This is a genomic window from Streptococcus sp. ELY_90 (assembly GCF_058314475.1).
In genome coordinates, this window is record NZ_JBZFUJ010000013.1 from 26,479 (window position 1) to 45,671 (window position 19,193).

Below are 19,193 nucleotides of genomic sequence, written 5' to 3' on the forward strand. Positions count from 1 at the left end.
TCTTTATTTTATAAGCTCCGAAATCTTAGAAATAAAGGAGAAATTACAATGTCTATTCATAAATACAAGACTAGAAAAGGCAACCGATATTTTGTGAAAATCTATATGACCTTAGATGGTCAACGTCGAGACCACCTAAAACGTGGTTTTAAGACACGTAGAGAAGCAAAACGGTATGAGAATGCTATTAACCATAAAATGAATACAGAGGCTTTTATAGCCCCTCAGAGAGCTTCTAAGGAGCTCTACAGAGAAATCTTTGAGAAATGGTTTAAAAGCTATCAGGGGACAGTAGAGGCGACTACAGCCTCGAGGACGCTTGATATTTTTAGGCTGCATATCTTACCAACCTTTGGAGATAAACAGATTAAAAAAATAAGTCCTTTAGATTGCCAGGACTTTATTACAGAAAAAGCAGAGATTTATAGAAATATCAAGCAAATCAAGTCATACACTAGCAAAGTGTTTGATTTCGCTATAAAAATGAGATTGCTTAAACATAACCCTATGGCTGAAATTATACTGCCAAGAAGAAAGCATGCGTCTGCAGAGAATTTTTGGTCTGTCCAAGAGTTACAGGAATTCTTGTCCATTGTCTTAAAAGAAGAGCCGTACAAGCATTATGTTCTTTTCAGGCTACTGGCTTATAGTGGACTGCGAAAAGGCGAACTTTACGCCCTAAGATGGGCTGATATAAATTTTGACAGCGAAACCCTCAGTATAAGTAAAAGCCTAGGGAGAGTAAAAGGTAAAGCAATTGAAAAGGGTACAAAAAACGAGTTTTCCGTAAGAAAAATAAAGCTTGATACTGAAACTTTGGCCATTTTGTACAAATGGAAACAGCAAAGCCAAAAAGAAAGGGCTCAACTTTCAGTCACACCTCTTTCTATTGAGCAAGATTATCTATTTACTTATCGTACACAAGCAGGAGCAGTCGAGCCATTACACGCCGATTATATCAATAATATTTTAAATCGTATCATCAGACATCACCACCTAAAAAAGATTAGTCCTCACGGCTTCAGACATACTCATGCAACCCTAATGACTGAAATTGGAATTGATCCAGTTAATACAGCCAAGCGACTAGGTCATGCAAGCAGTCAAATGACCTTGGATACATATAGCCATGTTACAAGAGCAGGTGAAGATAAATCAGTCAATCATTATGCTGATTATCTCAAAAGCAATTAGAAAATAGGTGTAAAAGTTTTTCAACTCGGTATCAAAAACGGTATCACGAGCAAAAATTAACAAAAAAAGCACCTTGCAAGGGACTTGCAAAATGCTTGTAATCGTTGCTGTAAAGCTGTTCTTAACGTTTTGAGAACTGACTAGCTTTACGTGCTTTCTTAAGACCTGGTTTGAACAATCCCTGTTTGAATGAATTTCAAAATGCTTTAACGTCAACATTTTCTCGCTTTTTCAGAAAGCATTCTTTCATCTAATTTCAACTAATATCATCTGAATGGTGTGAATTTTTTTACAAAAACATACGAATTGAGCTATTAAATACCAAAAAGTTCACACCACTACTTAATAACAGTAACAAGAATAGTTTAACTTCCTTATCAGATAAAATTTGTACAACATTTATTAACTCAGGCGTTTGCATTTGGGTTTTTATAGCTCCTATCTCTCCATGTGAACATACCCATTTTATGGTATAATAGAGACAGCGTTATACATGGAGGTATACCATGACTCTTGATGTAAATAAAGAGGAATTAACAATTTTAGGGATTCCTTTTGATAACTTTTCAGATTTTGATACTGTTTGGTATGCCATTGGTTCATCAATGATTGAAAATTATGAACCCACTGTGCAAGATGTGATTGATTTAAAAGCTTATGTTATCAACAAGCGAAAGGAATTGAACCTTGGTTAAAAATCAATACGAAGGCTATAAGTACATTGACCCTAATAATCAATACACCTATCCAAATTCTACAGTCTTAATCAACAAACAAAACATTACAAATATTGAAGAAGCCTATCGGAACGAACACCTTCTAGTTACTAGACGACTTGCAGATTTGCGATTAAAGGCTATTGAAGTCAATTCTATTAGGGATATTTTAGCTATCCATAACTATTTATTCCAAGATGTTTATTCTTGGGCAGGGCAATATCGTAGGGTTAATATTTCAAAAAGTGGTAATCCTTTTATGCCATTACAATCTTTTAATACTGCTGAAACCTATATGAACCAACTTATTCATACCTATCATCAAACGGCTAATTCAAAAGATGAGATTATTAAACAATTAGCAAAAATTCTTGATAACCTTAATTATTTCCATCCGTTTCGAGAAGGCAATGGACGGACTCAACGGGAAGTCATTCGTTCCTTAGCACTGTCAAAAGGATACTCTGCACAAATACGCGTTGAACAAGATGATAAGATTTACAACCTTTATATGGACGGAACAGTCTATGGAGACTTAGAAAAGTTAGAAGAACTACTTGGTAAAATACTGGAAAAGTTATAAATTTATTTACCAAAACATTCCTATGTTCTCTAATACCGCAAAAAATATAATTCCCTAAAATAGAATCAGCACTAAAAATTGGCTTATTGTCAACTGTAGTGGGTGACTTATAACGGCCTTATAACTAAGCACGAGAGAAAATCAAATGGGTTCTCTCTTTTATAATGTTTAAAGCGACGAGAATTTTTGTTTTGAAGTTCTTGAAATTTCGAAAGCCAGAGGCTTGGCGTTTGATATCTTTGATGACCTTATTGGTTGCTTCCAACTTGGCATTGGAATAAGGATATTCAAGGGCGTTGGTGATGTAAGCTTTGTATTTTAGATAGGTTCTGAAAACTGTTTTAGTAAAGTGATCATCTATATAAAAAACCAGCCTATAATCTAGACTGGCTTTCCCTATTAAAAAATCATTTTAAGAAACATATAAAATTATTTAGTTATACATCTTTTCGCTTTTCTGTCATCAGAGCCAACGGAGTACATATCAATACAATGATTGCTCCTACAATAAATACATTATCAAATGCCCTGCCCAACTGCTCATTTTTTTCTTTGACAATGGCCTTAAGAGCAGCGTTTAATTCATCCTTTTGAGCTAATAATTTAATAGCTGTACCAACTTTGGCTTGTCCTCCAGATATAGTTTTCAAACTACTTGATAACTGAGAGACACTTGAACTAATGGTTTCAACTCCCTTAATCAATAACTGATTTGCATCATAAATCTTTCTATAATTACTCCCCTTTTTAGGATCTGGAAGATTATCTGTCTTTTGAGCAGCTATTTTGATTGTCTTAACCATCCTATTTTGTTTGGTTGAAATACTATTGCTGTTCTTGGTCGTCTTGAAAGTTTTTGCCATTTCCTTCTTAGCAACTTTTTTTACATCTGTTGATAAAACCCGTTTTTCAATTTGGTTATACGATGTTTCCTTAATTTGTGTTTTAGCAATATTAACATTACTATTTAAAATGGTAACCAAGAGAGCCACACCAATGGCTTGCCCAATATATCTGGAAGCATTAACGATACCTGACCCAATTCCAGCCTTATTCACTGGTAAATATTTTACAGATGATGTTAATGCCATTGCCATAAATCCTAGTCCTAAACCAATAATCACATTACAACAAACAATGATGCTTTGTGAAGTATTATACTGAACAAGACTAAGCATAAATAATCCGCCTGCTGTAATAACCAACCCGATACTAATGAGTAATCTTGCACTAATTTTTTGGTACATCTTAGTTGCTAACGGCATACCTACTACGATAGCTAAAGAGGCAGGAATAATAAGATATGCCGAATGTAAAGCAGAATAGTTGCGAACATTTTGCAAGAAATAGTTTAAAATCAATGAAGGTACGATAATCGCAAATCCAAAAATCATATAAATAATGCTCGAAGATGTGAATGTACTTTCCTTGAATAATTTTAATTCAATAATAGGTGATTTTACTCTTCTTTCGGTTAAAATAAGAAAAAATAGGCCTACAACACTAATAACAAAACTAGCTATGATGGTTTGTGATACCCAACCATACTCGCGACCTTCCAATAAACCAAATGTAAGTCCACCTAAAGTACAAGTAAGAAAAATCATACCTAGCCAGTCAATATCCTTTGAAATTGTTAAATCATATGATTCTTTTGTCCCCACTAGGATCATCAAAAATGCAAAGATGGCGATTGGAACATTAATACCAAAAATCCAATGATATGTTGTCCAATGGATAATTAAACCACCAATTACTGGTCCTCCCGCTGCAGCTAAGGCACTGAAGGCACCCATAATAGCAGTAATACGACTGGTATTCTCTTTCCCAAATAGTTCAATTCCCATGGGTAGAACAATTGGAGTTAATATTGCACCTCCAATTCCTTGGAATAACCTAAAAATAATTAAGAGTAATAATGAATCAGCCATCATACAGGCGAATGAGAAAGCACCAAATATTACTACACCAATTAGCATAACCAATTTTCTACCGTAGACATCAGCGAGTTTTGAAACTGTAATAATAAATACAGCCATTGCTAAAACATAGATTGTTGCTACCCAACTTGTATCAGTCAATCCCGTATTTAAGTCTTCCATAATATCTGGTAGGGCAATATTAACAATCGTTGCATCTAAAACCCCCATAAACATTGCTAAAACCAGCCCTATAAAACCAGCCCTATAAATCCTAAAATTTTTCTTGATTTTGTCATTAAATTCTATTCCCTTCATTAATTATTTTGTTAAATGATTAACGATGCATCAATTATCTTCGTGAACATAAAACAGTCATTTTTAACTTTCATAATTCACATAAATAGAATATAATAATATACATATATTGACCATGACAAAATCAAACAATGTGTTTAATTAAGGTAAAAATGACAAAAAAAAGAAAGACAAATAGCGTTACTAACATCAAAGCTGCTTTGATAGATCTCCTACTTGAAATGGAGTACTCAAAAATAACCATAGGAAATATAACTCAGAGAGCAAACATTAGTAGGGGAACATTTTATCAACATTTTCTTGATAAGAATGATTTAGCTTATTCTATCGGAACAGAGACGATGCAAAGATTTTGGGAGATTTTAGCTCAAGGAAATTTAGATAAAGAGGATATGCTTTTAAAAGCCTTACTATTAATTCAAAATGATTATAAACATTTTAAAGCAATATCAAAAGCACCTCACGTTCAATTTAAAGATAAAGTTCAACAACTAATTTGTGATCTAATAAATAACAACACAACTATTAGAGAAAAGATTAAAAAAAATACGAAGATTTCAGATGAAATTATTATAAAAGCCTTCTCTGCATCTTTTGAAACCATTATTTCGTTCTGGATTGATAACGATTTATCGGAAAGTCCCGAAAAAGTCGTAGATAATATAATTAAAATTGAACAGCTATTTTGGAAATAATAAAAAATAGAGAAAAACACCCATAGGGCAAACCCTTGGGTGCTTTGAAATATTGATATAAAGCCGTTCTTAACGTTTTGAGAACTGACTAGCTTTACGTGCTTTCTTAAGACATGGTTTTATGACCAGGAGCTGGAATAACTTTGAATGTCTATCGCTTCAAGCTTATAAGTTTTTTTATTATGTGACTTTCAGTCCGTCTCGCGCCCTTTGGTGCGAGACAAATAAACCACCCGCTATGCGGGTGCGCAACAGAGGTTATACCAAAAAAACTCCAAACGCGCTACAATAGAGGTGTTCAAGCCTATTGTAAAGCGAAAGGAGAAAAGTATGGCTCAAAAAGCGCATAATTTATCACACACAAAGTGGATGTGTAAATACCACATTGTGTTCACCCCTAAGTATAGACGAAAAGTAATCTATAATCAATATCGAAGCAGTCTAGGCGAAATATTTCGACGTTTATGTAGTTATAAAGGAGTCGAAATAATAGAAGGACATTTAATGCCAGATCATGTTCATATGCTAGTTAGTATTCCCCCAAGAATCAGCGTTTCAAGTTTTATGGTCTACTTAAAAGGTAAGAGTGCCCTGATGATGTTTGACAAATACGCTAATCTCAAATATAAATTTGGAAGCCGCCATTTTTGGGCAGAGGGCTATTATGTGAGCACAGTTGGACTGAATGAATCGACTATCAAAAAATATATCCAAGAACAAGAAAAACATGACATTGCCCTGGATAAATTGAGCGTAAAAGAATACGAAGATCCCTTTAGGGATGGTGGCAAGTAATACCAACGCCTCTTTAAGAGGCTAGTGACGAGTCACTAGCGATAAGGCTTGAACAAAGTGAAAGCCAGCGTCTTTAGGCGCTGGCTGGTGATGCGGGCTTATAGCCCTGCTTCAAACCACCCGTTTGACGGGTGGTTATGATTTTGCCTCAATTTCAAAAAGCTGGAATTTCTTTGAAGAAAGCAGGGAACTTTTAAGTACGAAATATATACTCTATTTAATAGGAAGAAAACTTAGCAATCAAGAGGGAAATAATCCCAAGAAATGAACAATATCAAAATTCCAAAGAAGCTTTCTACAAATTGAAAATCTCATTATTGCTAATGTCTTTAACAGAATATAAACATTTAAATGAGACAATTATAGAACTCATTTTGTTAGGATTAATACTCACACAAGTATTTTTCTATTTCATAAGGTTCAATATGATTGATATTAATAACCTTATTCTCCATGCATGCTAACGAACAAGAATACATTGAATCTATATCAACATTAGTTATGAGAGCTTCATCATTTTCTTTAGTTTTATCGTAGCATAGAATTCTATCTTGATTTTCAATAATTGTTAAACGTTCTAGTGGAAGGTACAATCCATAACCTAATAACTTTAAATAGCTTTCTTTGATTGTCCATTCTTTTATGTAAGATTGAGAATCATTTGCGATATTAAGACTTAACTCTCTGTAGAACTCAATATCAATACCAACATCTGACCTACTTAAAGCGCATATAACATATTTACCTGAGTGAGAAATACTAAATTTTATATCACTATTTTCAATATATGGTTTTCCATATATTGAATATGAAATTTGTAGCTGATTAATATCAAAATTGAATTTTACTTTAAGTCCTATCAATAATATCAACCAAGACATTAAACTTCTTTTCTTATCATCTAAAAAACGATAGCTAGTAAGTTTATTTAATCTAAATTTAGGTAGATAATGACCAAATTTTTTCAAGATATCTTCATAATCTACTTTAGTAATATTCAAAACATAAATTTGAATCATCTTTACTCTTCTTTTAGTGCTTCAACTAGGTTTGCTTTCTTTAATTTTCTATAGATAATGAAATTCACTACTAGAGTACATCCAATTACAATAACTAAAGTAAATAAAATATTTATTGATGTCAAATAAAGTAAATAGGCTCTAACATCAGTACTTACTAACGAAACGAAGATACCCATAAATTTAATTCCTGCAATAATCCCTGCTACACAACCAACTAATAAAGCTGGTAAGCTATTGTAAAAAATTAATTTAAACAATTCTAAGTTAGAAAATCCTAGCACTTTTAGTGTCGAGTACTCTTTAGATTTCTCAATATAAGAAAGCATACCAGTATTATATAAAATAACAATTGATAATAATACAGACGCAACAATCATAATGACTACAATGGTATTCACACTTCTCATTATAACTTTAGTACTTTCAAGTTGTTGATCCAAAGTAATAGTTGATTCAATTTGATTATTACTCTTCTCTGAAACTTTTTTATCAATCAAATAAGATGTAGGTATAAATTTATTTTTTTCGTGTCTCCACACTTCATCAGACACATATATTCCTTGTGGGAAAGGTATATCTAAGATTTTTCCAACTCTAAACTTGATATATTTACCAGTTTCAGGACTCTTTATACTAATCGTATTTCCAACTTTTATTCCAAGTTTTGAAGATAGATGTTTGGTAATCACAACATTATTAGATGATTTAGGTAGTGAAATATGTACAAATTGTCCTTTATCAATTACCATTAAACTTGTAGGTTTCACTACTGAATCTTTTTTTAACTCAATGGCACTCTCTTGAATCCATTGACCATTCTTTGTAATTTGTTTTTCTATATTTTTTCTATCAGTTCCAGATTTAACATTAATTTTTGTTTTATAGGAAAATACATCACCATATACTTTACTATTGCTATAATCTACAGAATCTTTTAAGCCATTAGCTGATAAAATTAATACAACACTACCAAAAACAGCTATTATCGAAATTAAAAATCTCAATTTAGAACGGAAAAGATCTCTAATTGTCCAATTCCATTCATAACTTAGTAATTTATTATTAAAATTAAAACGCGGTTCAATAGTTAATGAACTATTATTTTTCATTATTAATGCTGGGTTTGTAGTAACTAATTTATAACTAGCACTTAATGAAGCTAGGGAACAAATCAAGATTACTATAATAACAACAATTATAGATGTATATGAAATAGGAACATCCCAACTTGGCATCAGATGAAATTCTTTTTGACTATTCAGCATCAAATTGCTAAGTCCACGAGAACATGTATACCCTAAAATAGATCCCGCACTACTAATTATAAATCCAAAACTGATATAATGAGCTAACAAATAATATTTTGAAAACCCCATAGCCATCAATGTACCAATTTGCACTCTTTGAGAAGATACCAATCGACTAATTGTTGAATAAGATGTTAATAGAGCAAGCAAGATAAAAATTATTGAAAATAAGATAGATATACTTCTTATAGAAGTAATTTTATTAGTAAAGTAGGTTAAATTATTATTATCGCTACGGTCATAGAACGACACCATTTGATTTCCGAGAATCTTATGAACTTCCTCTCTCAAATCATCGTTGCTTTCTCCCTTTTTCCTAATAATTTCAATTTGATTATATATTAACGGTTGTCCAGTAAGCGTTGCTAATGTTTTCTTACCAACATACATATATCCATAAGCTTCATGATCTGTAGGTGTTGCAGTACCAGATCCAGTGTATCCGATATACTCTGAACTTCTAATAATACCCGAGACCTTAACATTACGACTCTTATCTTGTACTTTTACATTAATAGAATCTCCAACTTTAATATCCTTTGCATCAGCAAAAAATTTATCAATCCACACCCCTTCTTCTGAATTATAAGATTCACCGTCAACTACTTGTACCTTTGATACATCATTATTTTCTGTTGTAACTATTTTAAAATCTGCACTCTCACTACCTGATATTACTTCTCCAGATAAGATTGATTCAAAATTCACAAGATTAATAGAAGATAATTTTTCAATATCTTGTTTTTGTGCAGGTGTTACACCTTTGGTAATAATCCAATTATCAGCTAGAGAAGTTTTATCAAAATACTGTTTACTGTTATTTGACATTGATTGCCATGTCCCATCTAAACCTGCAAATACAAATATACATAAGAATGACATAACAAACACTGAGATAAATTGACCTTTATACTGCCACAAATCTCTCAGACTTTTTTTTAGTAAATATATCATTTATAAAATTACCTCCTCTGGTGGTAATGGAAACCTATTTTCCTCTAATGATGTGATATGTCCGTCTTTCATAGTAATTACTTTATCAGCTACTTTTGCAATCTCATTATTATGAGTCACCATAACAATAGTAACTCCATATTTTTTTGCAATATCTTTTAATAAAATTAAAATATCTTTTCCAGTGTTACTATCAAGAGCTCCTGTCGGTTCATCACATAATAAAATTTTAGGATTTTTACATAGTGCACGGGCAATAGAAACACGTTGCATCTCACCACCAGATAATTTTGACGGGAAATGATTGATTCTATTTGATAATTTAACTGCTGTTAACATCTCCTTACTGTCTAATGGATTATTTGAAAGCTTACTTGCAATATCCACATTTTCAAAAACAGTAAGATTGGGCAATAAATTATAGAACTGAAAAACAAAACCTATCTTATTTCGACGATATTTCATCAGTTTATTATCAGATAGCTTTGATATTTCTATCCCATCAACAGTAAGACTCCCCGATGATGGAGTATCTAACCCACCAATTAGGTTTAATGCTGTACTCTTACCAGATCCTGATGACCCAAGAATTACTGCAAACTCTCCTTGTTGTATATCAAACGATACACCATCAAGTGCCTTAGTTAATGATTCTCCCGTACCGAAATAGCGTGTGACATTTTTAAATGAAATTTGTGACATTTATGTACCTCTTTTTATTCTTTTTCTAGAAATGCAATATATTTTTGAATGTAATCAATACCAATTGGACTCCACTCAAAACCTAAACTTTGAAGGGCTTGAATTGTATATTCATTGGTATAGTAATATGGACTATCATAAGATAACTGATTATTTGTAAAATCATTAATCATTATTTCAGTAATATATGGATCAGATTTATTTTCTTCTATAAAACTTTCAAGATTATTTTTAAATTCTTCACTTTTCACTCCCCTCATTTCTCGATCTAAATAAGTATAGATGGAGGATAATCTGGAGATCGAAATAGTATAAGGATTATTAATATGAAAAATCTGAAATTCAGAATTCATTTTTGATAACTTTATAATAGCTTCCACTGTCTCACCTACTGGAGTGAACTCTAATTGATAATCAGCTAACTCTTCTGGATAACAACCTAATAAATGAAGTACCTTAAGTCTTTGAGCAAAAGCATCTGTAGATGAATTAATTTGAAACAATCCATCCGAACTTCTATTAGTTATATTACCAAGTCTATATATTTTAGCTTTCAGTCCTCTAGAAAGAGCATTAATTACTAACTTCTCTGCCTCTAATTTTGTCCTTACATAAGTATTAGATTGTGGTTGCCCAATATCCAATTGATGCTCTGTAAATTCTTGCTTCTTCTCAAGTGTTTTCTTATCATAATAAGTCATTCCATCATTTCCTGAAATCGCTAATGTTGATAAATGACAATATTGAATTGAATTTTCAAGACAAAATTCAATAATTCTATCTACAGCGTCTACATTTATTTTACGAAGTAAATCATACTTTTTATAATGTGACACATCACCAGCACTATTAAAGATAACATCTACATTTTTTAATTTTTCCAAAACTTTATCAGAAAGATTGAAGTTCTGCTCTAATAAATCTCCCTCAACGACAATGACTTTTTCTAAAATTTGTTTCACCTTAGGAAAATCAAAATAATAGTTTAATGTGTCTTTTAATCTCTCTTCAACTTTTTTTGAATTAGAACGAATTAAGCAATAAATTTTATCTATTTGAGGATCATTTGACAACTTTTCTAATAAATGTGCACCAACGTAACCTGTTGCACCAAACAATAATACCTCCTTAAAAAGATTATTACTTTCATTCATTGGTAATGTATTAAGTGAAAAGTCCGGTACTTCCGTATCTGTAATCAAATCATCATCGTCTTGCTCGTTTTTGAATTCTCGGTGCTCGTTCTTGGCAGATGAAATAAACTCCAAGATTGAGCCACTATCCAAGAGAGATTGTAATTCTAAAAATATTCCCTCTTTTTGCAAATTATCAATAATCTCAATTGCAAGTAATGAATCGCCACCCAGTTCATAAAAATTATCATCTAGAAGTATATCATCAATTAAAAGTGTCTCTGAAAGAACACTTAATACAGTTTCTGCAATTTCTTTTGAATTCTTATTCGATTCCACTTCGGTATCACTTTCTATTTGCTTTTCAGAAACATCAATAAAAAGATATTCTTTTTTCAACGGATAATGATACGTTTCAATTTGCTTCCACCCTAGCCTACTGTATAATTTTTTAAAATCAAATTGAATATTGTCATTTAGCAATTTGACTATTATTCTATAAAACTTAATTAACGTTTCTTTACAATTAATTTCATTCTTATCAGGTTTTACCTCTGACAAACTAATTTCAATATCCGAATTAGAAACTATGTAAGTCTGAATTAGATCACTAATATTACTGATATTCTTAGTTCCAAAAAGATTATTTAAATAGTGAAACTCTTTATTAGTAAATGTGATTACTTCTTTGTCATCAATATTAAAATCAATATCAAATAAGCTTCCATCATCAAAAACTAATTTAAAAGTTTTCATTGAAAAATCTTGGTATCTATTAGAAACAGAATAAATAAGATCACCAATATCGACTTGCTCTTTCAAAAGATTCTGAATTGAATCATTAATAATTTCAATGTCTGCATTACTTCTTCCAGAGAAAGCAAGTAAATAAACGGGTAATAATGTACCTATTCTTTTATTGTCATATTTTTCAAGAATAGAATGCACATTAGTCCCTCCTATTCCAAAGGAACTAACTGCAACTCTATTAATATGTTCGCTACGATTAGTAGTTACAAACTCAAATTTATTAGTATATTTTTCTAATTGATAATTTAGAGTATTTAAGTTGTTATTGGCTAAAATAGTATTTTCTTTGAGCATATAAATCAGTTTTATTATTGAGGTTACTCCAGCAACCACATCCAAATGACCTACGTTAGCCTTGACACTACCAATAGGAATTGGTTTGTTAGATGTTTTATAAATTTGAGCTAAAGCGTTTAATTCAATTGGATCCCCTAGCTTCGTACCTGTCCCGTGAGCTTCAATATAATCAATTGGAGTTTTTTCTTCCCCCCACGTTTGGCTAATTACATCAGCTTGACCCGAAGGACTTGGAGCTGTAAAAGAAAATTTATCAGCCCCATCATTATTAATACTAACAGAATCAATTGCAGCATAGATACTATCATTATCCTTAATTGCATCTGATAATTTTTTTATCAGAATTACAGAGCATCCACTCCCCATAACAAGACCATCTGCATCATTATCAAAAGGTCTACATTCTCCTGTACTTGAGAAATTGTCTTCATCTCGAGTGTAATATCCTGTTTCATGTGGAAATTTAACTGAAACTCCTCCCACAATAGCTGATTCACATTCATTGTTTAGTAAGCTTAAGCAAGCATAATTTAATGATGCAAATGAACTAGAACAAGCATTTTGTACTGTAATAGCGGGGCCAACCAAATTCAATTTATAAGCAACACGAGTTGCTAAAAAATCTTTATCATTACCAATTAATAAACTATAATCTACACCTTTAATTTCTCTATTTTCAGATAAGATATTATTTAATAAGTATGAATTAAATGAAGTAGAAGCAAATACGCCAATTCTTTTTTTGATTTTCAAATTAGAATATCCAGTATTCTCTAAAAGTTTATAACACTGTTCTAAAAACAATCTTTGCTGTGGATCTGTATATTTAGCTTCTCTAGGACTTATTTTAAAGAATTCATTATCGAAATAATTAATATCTTCAACCTCAGAATATGTATTTACAAAATTTTTATCTCCACTACCTCGAGTAAAAAAATCTTCTCCAGCAGTTAATTTCCTCCAAAATTCATTTGCATCTTTTGCGCCTCCATATTGACCACTATAACCAATAATTGCTACCTTTTCTGATAATTTTCCCATTATACTACTTTCCTTTTTAGTCACCTTTAACTTTATTAATCAAATCTTCGACTGTTACCATATCAAACATATCTGACATTTCAAAGTCTGATAATTGATATAAATTATCCAAACGATTATATATCAATGGTATATGAATTGAGCTAATACCTAAATTATATAAATTATCATTAGCCTGTATTTCTGTTACTCCAATTACATCCTCCAAAATTGATATAACTACTTTAGAAACTGAAAGATTAGCTAATTTAACTAAATCAGATTCATTTTGAATTAATTCCATTACCCCCTCTCTCAATAAATTAAAATCTAATTTTCCATTGGTTGTCATAGGAAATTCTTCTATTTTTTTCCAAACAGTAGGTATCATATAATGAGGTAATGAAGCGTTTAATTGTTTTATTCCAAAAGATTTAGGAATTTCTTCGTCATATGTATAATAAACAACGAGGTAAGATTGTCCATTATAGTCAATACTATCTACAATACAACTTGAAGTCTTAAATACTTTTTCAAAGGTTGTTTCTATTTCACCAATCTCTATTCTAAACCCATTTAATTTAATTAAATTGTCATTTCTCCCTACATACTCTAATTGATAATCACTGTTTAGTTTAACTAAATCTCCTGTTAAATAACCAGTTATTTCATCATTTATTCTTATAAATTTTTCACTATTTAAATCAATATTATTTCTATATCCAGGTGTCACACTGGTTCCAGAAATAACTAATTCTCCAATTATGCCTTTCGGCAATAATGATCTTTTATTATCTACAATAAATGCTCTTGTGTTTTCTAACGGTGTACCTATTATATTTCCATTAGAACTGTTAACGTCGTATTCTGTAACCTCATATGATGTTGCTAAGACAGTAGATTCTGTTGGGCCATATAAGTTAAACACTTGACATTTTCCCAATGGATACTTCTTTATCCAATCTTTTAAAATATTAAATTGAAGAGATTCAGCACCTAAAAATAATTTTGTTATTGCAAGCTTTGATTCTAAAATATTATCAATTTTAGAAAGCATTTTAAATGCCGTAGGTGTCTGTAGTAAAGTAGATATATTATTTTTTTGTAAGAAATTTCTAAATGCTCGAGGAGATCTTTTAATACGATCATCAACAATTACCAACTCAGCTCCAGAGAAAAGTGGTACAATAATTTCCCAAATTGATGCGTCAAATCCTATAGAATGCACCGTACACCAAATTTCATCTGAATTAATGCTAAATCTTTTTTTCACTGATTCAACCATATTTTTTAAATTTGATCTAGTAATTTGGACAGTCTTAGGTTTCCCAGTCGTTCCAGATGTAAAAATAAAATAAGCATATCTAGAGTCATCAATGGTTCCAGCATTGAAATTATCAATCTCTGAAAGATTATCTTTTATTTCTTTCAAACAATTATCATCAATTAAATAGTGATTTTCTAATGAATCAATAATTAAATTTTTTCTCTCAGTAGGAATATCTGTAGGCATGGGAATATATACTTTACCTGCTTTTAAAATTCCCATTATTAAAGCTATAAGTTCAATATTTTTATTGAATGATAAAATAATATGTTCAGATGCAACATTTGCATTTAACCAATTTGCATATTTAGTAGACAGTTTATCTAACTCTTCATACGTTATAAACTTATTTCCATGTCTCAATGCTATTTTTGAACTATAATGTGCAAGCTGTTTATTCCAAATATTTATTAGTGTGTCATTTGATAAACTATCATTATATTTATAATTCAGTTTATCAAATGTTAGGGATAACTCCTTCTCATCATATGACGGGAAACTGGAAATTTTTTGAACAATATTATTACATGCCGTCTTTAAAATGACATTAAATAAGCTTTGTAAATCTATCCCATCAAAATAGTTGCCCACCTCATAAATAACAGAGTAACCGCTATTTAGATTATTGTTAAGCTCGGTAACCATTACTGACAAATCAAACTGAATTTGATTATAATCAAAATAGTGCTGAACTGTGGTAGTTCCATTAAAAGTTGGTAACGAATCCTCTTTATAAAAAGTAAATGCATTATTTAAAACATCATAATTCTTATTAATTAAATGTCTGATATCCAATTTTTGATTTCTTAAAAGCGTAAATAATTTCTTTTTGATATCTAGTAATAAAGATAAAAACTCTTGATCATCTTCTAATTTTAACTCCATTGGTAGGGTATTTACAAAATATCCAAATACATTTTTATTTGATTTTGTTCTATTACCTAACGGAACTCCTATTGATAAAGAATATTGATTTGTAATTTTATGTAAAAGCATAGTATGAATTCCCATAAAAAACACAAAGGGTGAGATTTTGTATTTTTTCAATAATTCATCGATCTGTGATTTATTTTGAATTATAAACCTCTCTTGCTTCCCATATATTTGTCCACCCTCATTCTTTCTAGAAGTAATTTCAGGGATGCCAATTTGATCCACATGATAATTGGGAGAATTAGAAGAACAAATTTCGTTATTGTCAATATCATAATAAGTTTGTAAGGTTTCTGTTTTTACTAGCTTTGTAATCTCATCTAGTGAGAGTGTGCTATTAAAATAATTTGTGACTCGATTGATAAAATTATAGAAGCTATATACATCCTCAATGATATGGTGAATTGAACAAATTACAGCATTAAAATTTCCATTTGCACTTTTATATAAAGAGAATTTAACCAAATTATCTTTATATAAATTTACATACTCATTCTTAAATTTTTGAGCACATTTTTTTACCTCTGAAACAAATATCTGCTCAATGTCTGTATCAATTGTATTTATCTCAATTTCATGGGATAAATTTGGGTTTTCAGACATCTCCACCCCATTAGCAACCTCATGAAATGAGCTATTGAAAATAGGATCTTGATTCAATAAAAGTTCAATTATATAGCTAAGTCGTTCTAAATCCAGTTTTCCTCTGATTTCATAAAAATAAACATTATTTAATGAAGTATTATTTTTTATTTCAATTTGTTTATAATATAGTGCCTCTTGCAATTTATTAATAATCTTCTTCATTTTTAAATCTCCTCACTTATCATAATCTGTTTTATCTGCTCAGCATGTTTTCTAAAGAAAAAATGTTTTCCTGAGTACTGAATTAACTTAAATCTCTTAGATGAAAAATTTTTCCATTCCTCCAATTGGTAATTTTTGGTGATTGGATCATCCACTCCACCAAGAATTACCAAATTATCATTTGTCTGAACCTCCTTATTTCCATTAACATATAACTGTTTATAAGTTTTAAGAAATAATTGCTCAGAGTACATCTGATCAAATATAAGTTTAGTAACTTGATATTTAGAATAATCTGAATATCCTTTATGAAAACCTCCTAAATTCTCAATAATAAACGACAATTCATTTTTAGTTTTAAAAAAAATATCATTTGATATTTTTTGAGGCAAAACTGCACCAGACAAAATCAATTTCTTCAAATTATTTCTAATTTTTTCATTTTTAGATAATTCTAACGCTAGATAGGCACCTAGACTGTGACCAAAAAGAATTATTTCATCTGATTCATCTATGTTTATTTGAGAAATCGCATTACTTACCCATTGTTCGTAAGTTGTACTATCGTCTATGTGATTTTCTACTACAATCCACCTAATATTATTTTTATCTAATAATCTAGTAAGACTATTATATGAATGTTTATTTCCACCTGAAAATAAACATAGTATAACTTTTTTATTCTTCATAATTCTCTATGATAGTATCTTTTAAGTAGGCTAATCCTCCAACGTGATAGTTAGTAAAATCAATAATGCTTTGTTTAAGTACATCATTAGATTTATTAAATTTTAGAATAGTCACAAATCCATTAATTAGATTAGTAACTATTATTTTTAATACCGTTTCTCGTCGACTCTCCACTTCCTCAGGTATTTCCATATGGTAAATGATGTCTAACAAGGCTTTTACATTTGATCGACTACCATCTTCCTCCTCCCTTTCATATAACAAAATAATTCCATTTTTTACAGGAAGTATAAAATCAAAAACTATACCTAAAATTGCAGATTCCAGGTTTTCTGCACCCTCAAACTTATTAGTTGATAAAAATTTGGTAATATTTTCAAGTGATTCAGTGGCACTTCTAGTTAATTCTTTAAAGATATTATCTTTTGAAGAAAAATAAGAATAAATATTTCCTTTTGATATGCCAACTAAACTTGCAATATCCTCCATTTTTGTTTCTCGATATCCCCTCTCCAAAAACAATGTTTGTGAAACTGATAATATCTTTTCTCTAATAGACTCCTTTTGAAATTGCAAAATGATATATTCTCCCTTAAAACTAAATATCTATTCATTTTTAATTTTAACACGATTTAACTGATCTGTCACCCCCATTAAGATATTTGATTCCTAATTCAAATTGAATTAATATCTTCTATCAATATTATCTGCTTAGCTTCTATTCCTAGCTTGTTTACTTGTAAATTTTTCTTTGAGCCAAATGTATGATATTTTTCTCTCTTTGCTAAATTCTTGCCAAGCATCTATTCTATTATTTTCACTAATTAATTTTCTACAAAATTTCCAATCTAGCAACTCTTCAAAATCTAGACTAGTAACAAATCCAGTTTCTTCTACTTTCTTAATTATCATCTTTGTGACATCGATTTTGATTGCTTCATATTTCGAAATAATTTTTTCTTTGATCTCATCGAAGAGTTTAAATATTCCATTTACTACTCCTCGCTGATAGGCTGAAATAATTCTAACAACAGAATCATACTTTTCATCCGTATAAAATCGAAAAATATCTAAGAGTCTAAATTTGAGCGCTTCTGCCGATACTGACAAATCTTTCATTACTGTTTGGAAAGAATCATGCCTATAAAATATTTTTGATAGGGTTAATATTTCAAAAAGTGGTAACCCTTTTATGCCATTACAATCTTTTAACACCGCCGAAACCTATATGAACAACCTTATTCATACCTATCATCAAACGGCTAACTCAAAAGATGAGATTATTAAACAATTAGCAAAAATTTTTGATAACCTTAATTATTTCCACCCTTTTCGAGAAGGCAATGGACGGACTCAACGGGAAGTCATTCGTTCCTTAGCACTGTCAAAAGGATACTCTGCACAAATACGCGTTGAACAAGATGATAAGATTTACAACCTTTATATGGACGGAACAGTCTATGGAGACTTAGAAAAGTTAGAAGAACTGCTTGGAAAAATACTTGAAAAACTGTAATTAGTTTGCATTCTTACCTGTTGTTATATTTAGTCAATTCTACTTGAACATACGCAATAATATTTCTATTAATGACACCCTTTATAAAAAACTTTTGTCCCCTACTGTATGAACTGCATCCTGAAAGTTAGACAAGAAAATCTAACGATTGGGGTGTTTTTCTGTATCAAAAATCTCACTTTGTGCGCAACTACGTATTGCGTTTATGTAGTTGCGCAAACAGATTTGTTAAGTAATTTTCCGCTAAGTGGTACTGCGTTTACCAATTGGCGGAAGACAACTATGACTTTTGATAGCAAAGTGTTTGATGAAACATCTGTTAAGTTATTTTTTCCGCAACTACGTATTGCGTTTATGTAGTTGCGGATTTAAACTAAAACCCTTGCTAGTAAAGCATTCGATAAAACAAAAGAAAAAACAGCGAAGCTTTCTCTCTTTTCTAACAAAAATCTGCC

The 19,193-nt window shown here is 30.7% G+C and carries 14 protein-coding genes and 2 pseudogenes; 6 read left to right on the top strand and 10 right to left on the bottom strand.

Annotated elements, in window-relative coordinates; translation table 11 throughout:
• The first annotated feature begins 48 nt into the window (after positions 1 to 48).
• The 3 genes from AC4HAF_RS08355 (at position 49) to AC4HAF_RS08365 (ending at position 2,493) form a co-directional block, all read left to right on the top strand.
• Positions 49 to 1,194 (top strand): tyrosine-type recombinase/integrase, encoded by a 1,146-nt coding sequence (locus tag AC4HAF_RS08355; RefSeq protein WP_491097386.1) that lies wholly within the window; start codon positions 49 to 51, stop codon positions 1,192 to 1,194.
• Between the two features lie 506 nt (positions 1,195 to 1,700).
• Complete coding sequence (locus AC4HAF_RS08360; RefSeq protein ID WP_099390891.1) at positions 1,701 to 1,889, top strand: hypothetical protein; 189 nt, start codon at positions 1,701 to 1,703, stop codon at positions 1,887 to 1,889.
• The gene (locus AC4HAF_RS08365) at positions 1,882 to 2,493 is read left to right on the top strand and encodes a Fic/DOC family protein (RefSeq protein ID WP_491097387.1); all 612 of its coding nucleotides are present in this window, start codon (positions 1,882 to 1,884) and stop codon (positions 2,491 to 2,493) included. The genes AC4HAF_RS08360 and AC4HAF_RS08365 overlap by 8 nt, the downstream gene beginning before the upstream one ends.
• A gap of 124 nt (positions 2,494 to 2,617) precedes the next feature.
• Here AC4HAF_RS08365 and AC4HAF_RS08370 read toward each other — a convergent pair.
• Together AC4HAF_RS08370 and AC4HAF_RS08375 are read right to left on the bottom strand one after the other, a co-directional pair.
• A pseudogene (locus AC4HAF_RS08370) lies at positions 2,618 to 2,836 on the bottom strand (transposase); the annotation flags it as partial.
• Positions 2,837 to 2,930: 94 nt separating this feature from the next.
• Positions 2,931 to 4,730, bottom strand: a complete 1,800-nt coding sequence (locus AC4HAF_RS08375) for a DHA2 family efflux MFS transporter permease subunit (RefSeq protein WP_491097388.1) — start codon at positions 4,728 to 4,730, stop codon at positions 2,931 to 2,933.
• A 152-nt stretch (positions 4,731 to 4,882) separates the two neighbouring features.
• On the opposite strand from AC4HAF_RS08375, the gene AC4HAF_RS08380 reads away from it, so the two are divergent.
• Positions 4,883 to 5,425, top strand: coding sequence for a TetR/AcrR family transcriptional regulator (locus AC4HAF_RS08380; RefSeq protein ID WP_491097389.1), 543 nt, complete (start codon positions 4,883 to 4,885; stop codon positions 5,423 to 5,425).
• A 330-nt stretch (positions 5,426 to 5,755) separates the two neighbouring features.
• Complete coding sequence (tnpA, locus tag AC4HAF_RS08385; RefSeq protein WP_491097390.1) at positions 5,756 to 6,220, top strand: IS200/IS605 family transposase; 465 nt, start codon at positions 5,756 to 5,758, stop codon at positions 6,218 to 6,220.
• Between the two features lie 383 nt (positions 6,221 to 6,603).
• Here tnpA and AC4HAF_RS08390 read toward each other — a convergent pair whose 3' ends face one another.
• The 8 genes from AC4HAF_RS08390 to AC4HAF_RS08425 form a co-directional block, all read right to left on the bottom strand.
• Positions 6,604 to 7,239 carry a 4'-phosphopantetheinyl transferase family protein gene (locus tag AC4HAF_RS08390; protein ID WP_491097391.1) on the bottom strand — a complete coding sequence of 212 codons (636 nt, stop codon included), beginning with the start codon at positions 7,237 to 7,239 and terminating at the stop codon, positions 6,604 to 6,606.
• A 2-nt stretch (positions 7,240 to 7,241) separates the two neighbouring features.
• On the bottom strand, positions 7,242 to 9,503 hold the full coding sequence (locus AC4HAF_RS08395) for an ABC transporter permease (protein WP_491097392.1): 2,262 nt from the start codon (positions 9,501 to 9,503) through the stop codon (positions 7,242 to 7,244).
• Entirely contained in the window at positions 9,504 to 10,205 is a 702-nt protein-coding gene (locus AC4HAF_RS08400; RefSeq protein ID WP_491097393.1) for an ABC transporter ATP-binding protein, read from the bottom strand.
• A gap of 14 nt (positions 10,206 to 10,219) precedes the next feature.
• Positions 10,220 to 13,486 (bottom strand): beta-ketoacyl synthase N-terminal-like domain-containing protein, encoded by a 3,267-nt coding sequence (locus tag AC4HAF_RS08405; protein WP_491097394.1) that lies wholly within the window; start codon positions 13,484 to 13,486, stop codon positions 10,220 to 10,222.
• A gap of 16 nt (positions 13,487 to 13,502) precedes the next feature.
• Positions 13,503 to 16,532 carry an amino acid adenylation domain-containing protein gene (locus AC4HAF_RS08410; RefSeq protein ID WP_491097395.1) on the bottom strand — a complete coding sequence of 1,010 codons (3,030 nt, stop codon included), beginning with the start codon at positions 16,530 to 16,532 and terminating at the stop codon, positions 13,503 to 13,505.
• 2 nt (positions 16,533 to 16,534) lie between these two features.
• Positions 16,535 to 17,221, bottom strand: coding sequence for a thioesterase domain-containing protein (locus AC4HAF_RS08415; protein ID WP_491097396.1), 687 nt, complete (start codon positions 17,219 to 17,221; stop codon positions 16,535 to 16,537).
• Positions 17,211 to 17,798, bottom strand: coding sequence for a TetR/AcrR family transcriptional regulator (locus tag AC4HAF_RS08420; protein ID WP_491097397.1), 588 nt, complete (start codon positions 17,796 to 17,798; stop codon positions 17,211 to 17,213). Before AC4HAF_RS08420 ends, AC4HAF_RS08415 begins: the two co-directional genes overlap by 11 nt.
• A gap of 135 nt (positions 17,799 to 17,933) precedes the next feature.
• On the bottom strand, positions 17,934 to 18,437 hold the full coding sequence (locus tag AC4HAF_RS08425; RefSeq protein WP_491097398.1) for a hypothetical protein: 504 nt from the start codon (positions 18,435 to 18,437) through the stop codon (positions 17,934 to 17,936).
• On the opposite strand from AC4HAF_RS08425, the pseudogene AC4HAF_RS08430 reads away from it, so the two are divergent.
• Positions 18,376 to 18,738, top strand: a pseudogene (locus AC4HAF_RS08430) (Fic family protein); the annotation flags it as partial. The gene AC4HAF_RS08425 and the pseudogene AC4HAF_RS08430 overlap by 62 nt on opposite strands.
• Between the last annotated feature and the right edge of the window lie 455 nt (positions 18,739 to 19,193).

What these genes read in the sequence shown, in the direction of transcription:
- AC4HAF_RS08410 (WP_491097395.1), bottom strand. Translation starts at nt 16,532, where the DNA reads ATGAAGAAGATTATTAATAAATTGCAAGAGGCACTATATTATAAACAA.
- AC4HAF_RS08400 (WP_491097393.1), bottom strand. Translation starts at nt 10,205, where the DNA reads ATGTCACAAATTTCATTTAAAAATGTCACACGCTATTTCGGTACGGGA.
- AC4HAF_RS08375 (WP_491097388.1), bottom strand. Translation starts at nt 4,730, where the DNA reads ATGAAGGGAATAGAATTTAATGACAAAATCAAGAAAAATTTTAGGATT.
- tnpA (WP_491097390.1), top strand. Translation starts at nt 5,756, where the DNA reads ATGGCTCAAAAAGCGCATAATTTATCACACACAAAGTGGATGTGTAAA.
- AC4HAF_RS08390 (WP_491097391.1), bottom strand. Translation starts at nt 7,239, where the DNA reads ATGATTCAAATTTATGTTTTGAATATTACTAAAGTAGATTATGAAGAT.
- AC4HAF_RS08355 (WP_491097386.1), top strand. Translation starts at nt 49, where the DNA reads ATGTCTATTCATAAATACAAGACTAGAAAAGGCAACCGATATTTTGTG.
- AC4HAF_RS08360 (WP_099390891.1), top strand. Translation starts at nt 1,701, where the DNA reads ATGACTCTTGATGTAAATAAAGAGGAATTAACAATTTTAGGGATTCCT.
- AC4HAF_RS08415 (WP_491097396.1), bottom strand. Translation starts at nt 17,221, where the DNA reads ATGAAGAATAAAAAAGTTATACTATGTTTATTTTCAGGTGGAAATAAA.
- AC4HAF_RS08395 (WP_491097392.1), bottom strand. Translation starts at nt 9,503, where the DNA reads ATGATATATTTACTAAAAAAAAGTCTGAGAGATTTGTGGCAGTATAAA.
- AC4HAF_RS08380 (WP_491097389.1), top strand. Translation starts at nt 4,883, where the DNA reads ATGACAAAAAAAAGAAAGACAAATAGCGTTACTAACATCAAAGCTGCT.
- AC4HAF_RS08405 (WP_491097394.1), bottom strand. Translation starts at nt 13,486, where the DNA reads ATGGGAAAATTATCAGAAAAGGTAGCAATTATTGGTTATAGTGGTCAA.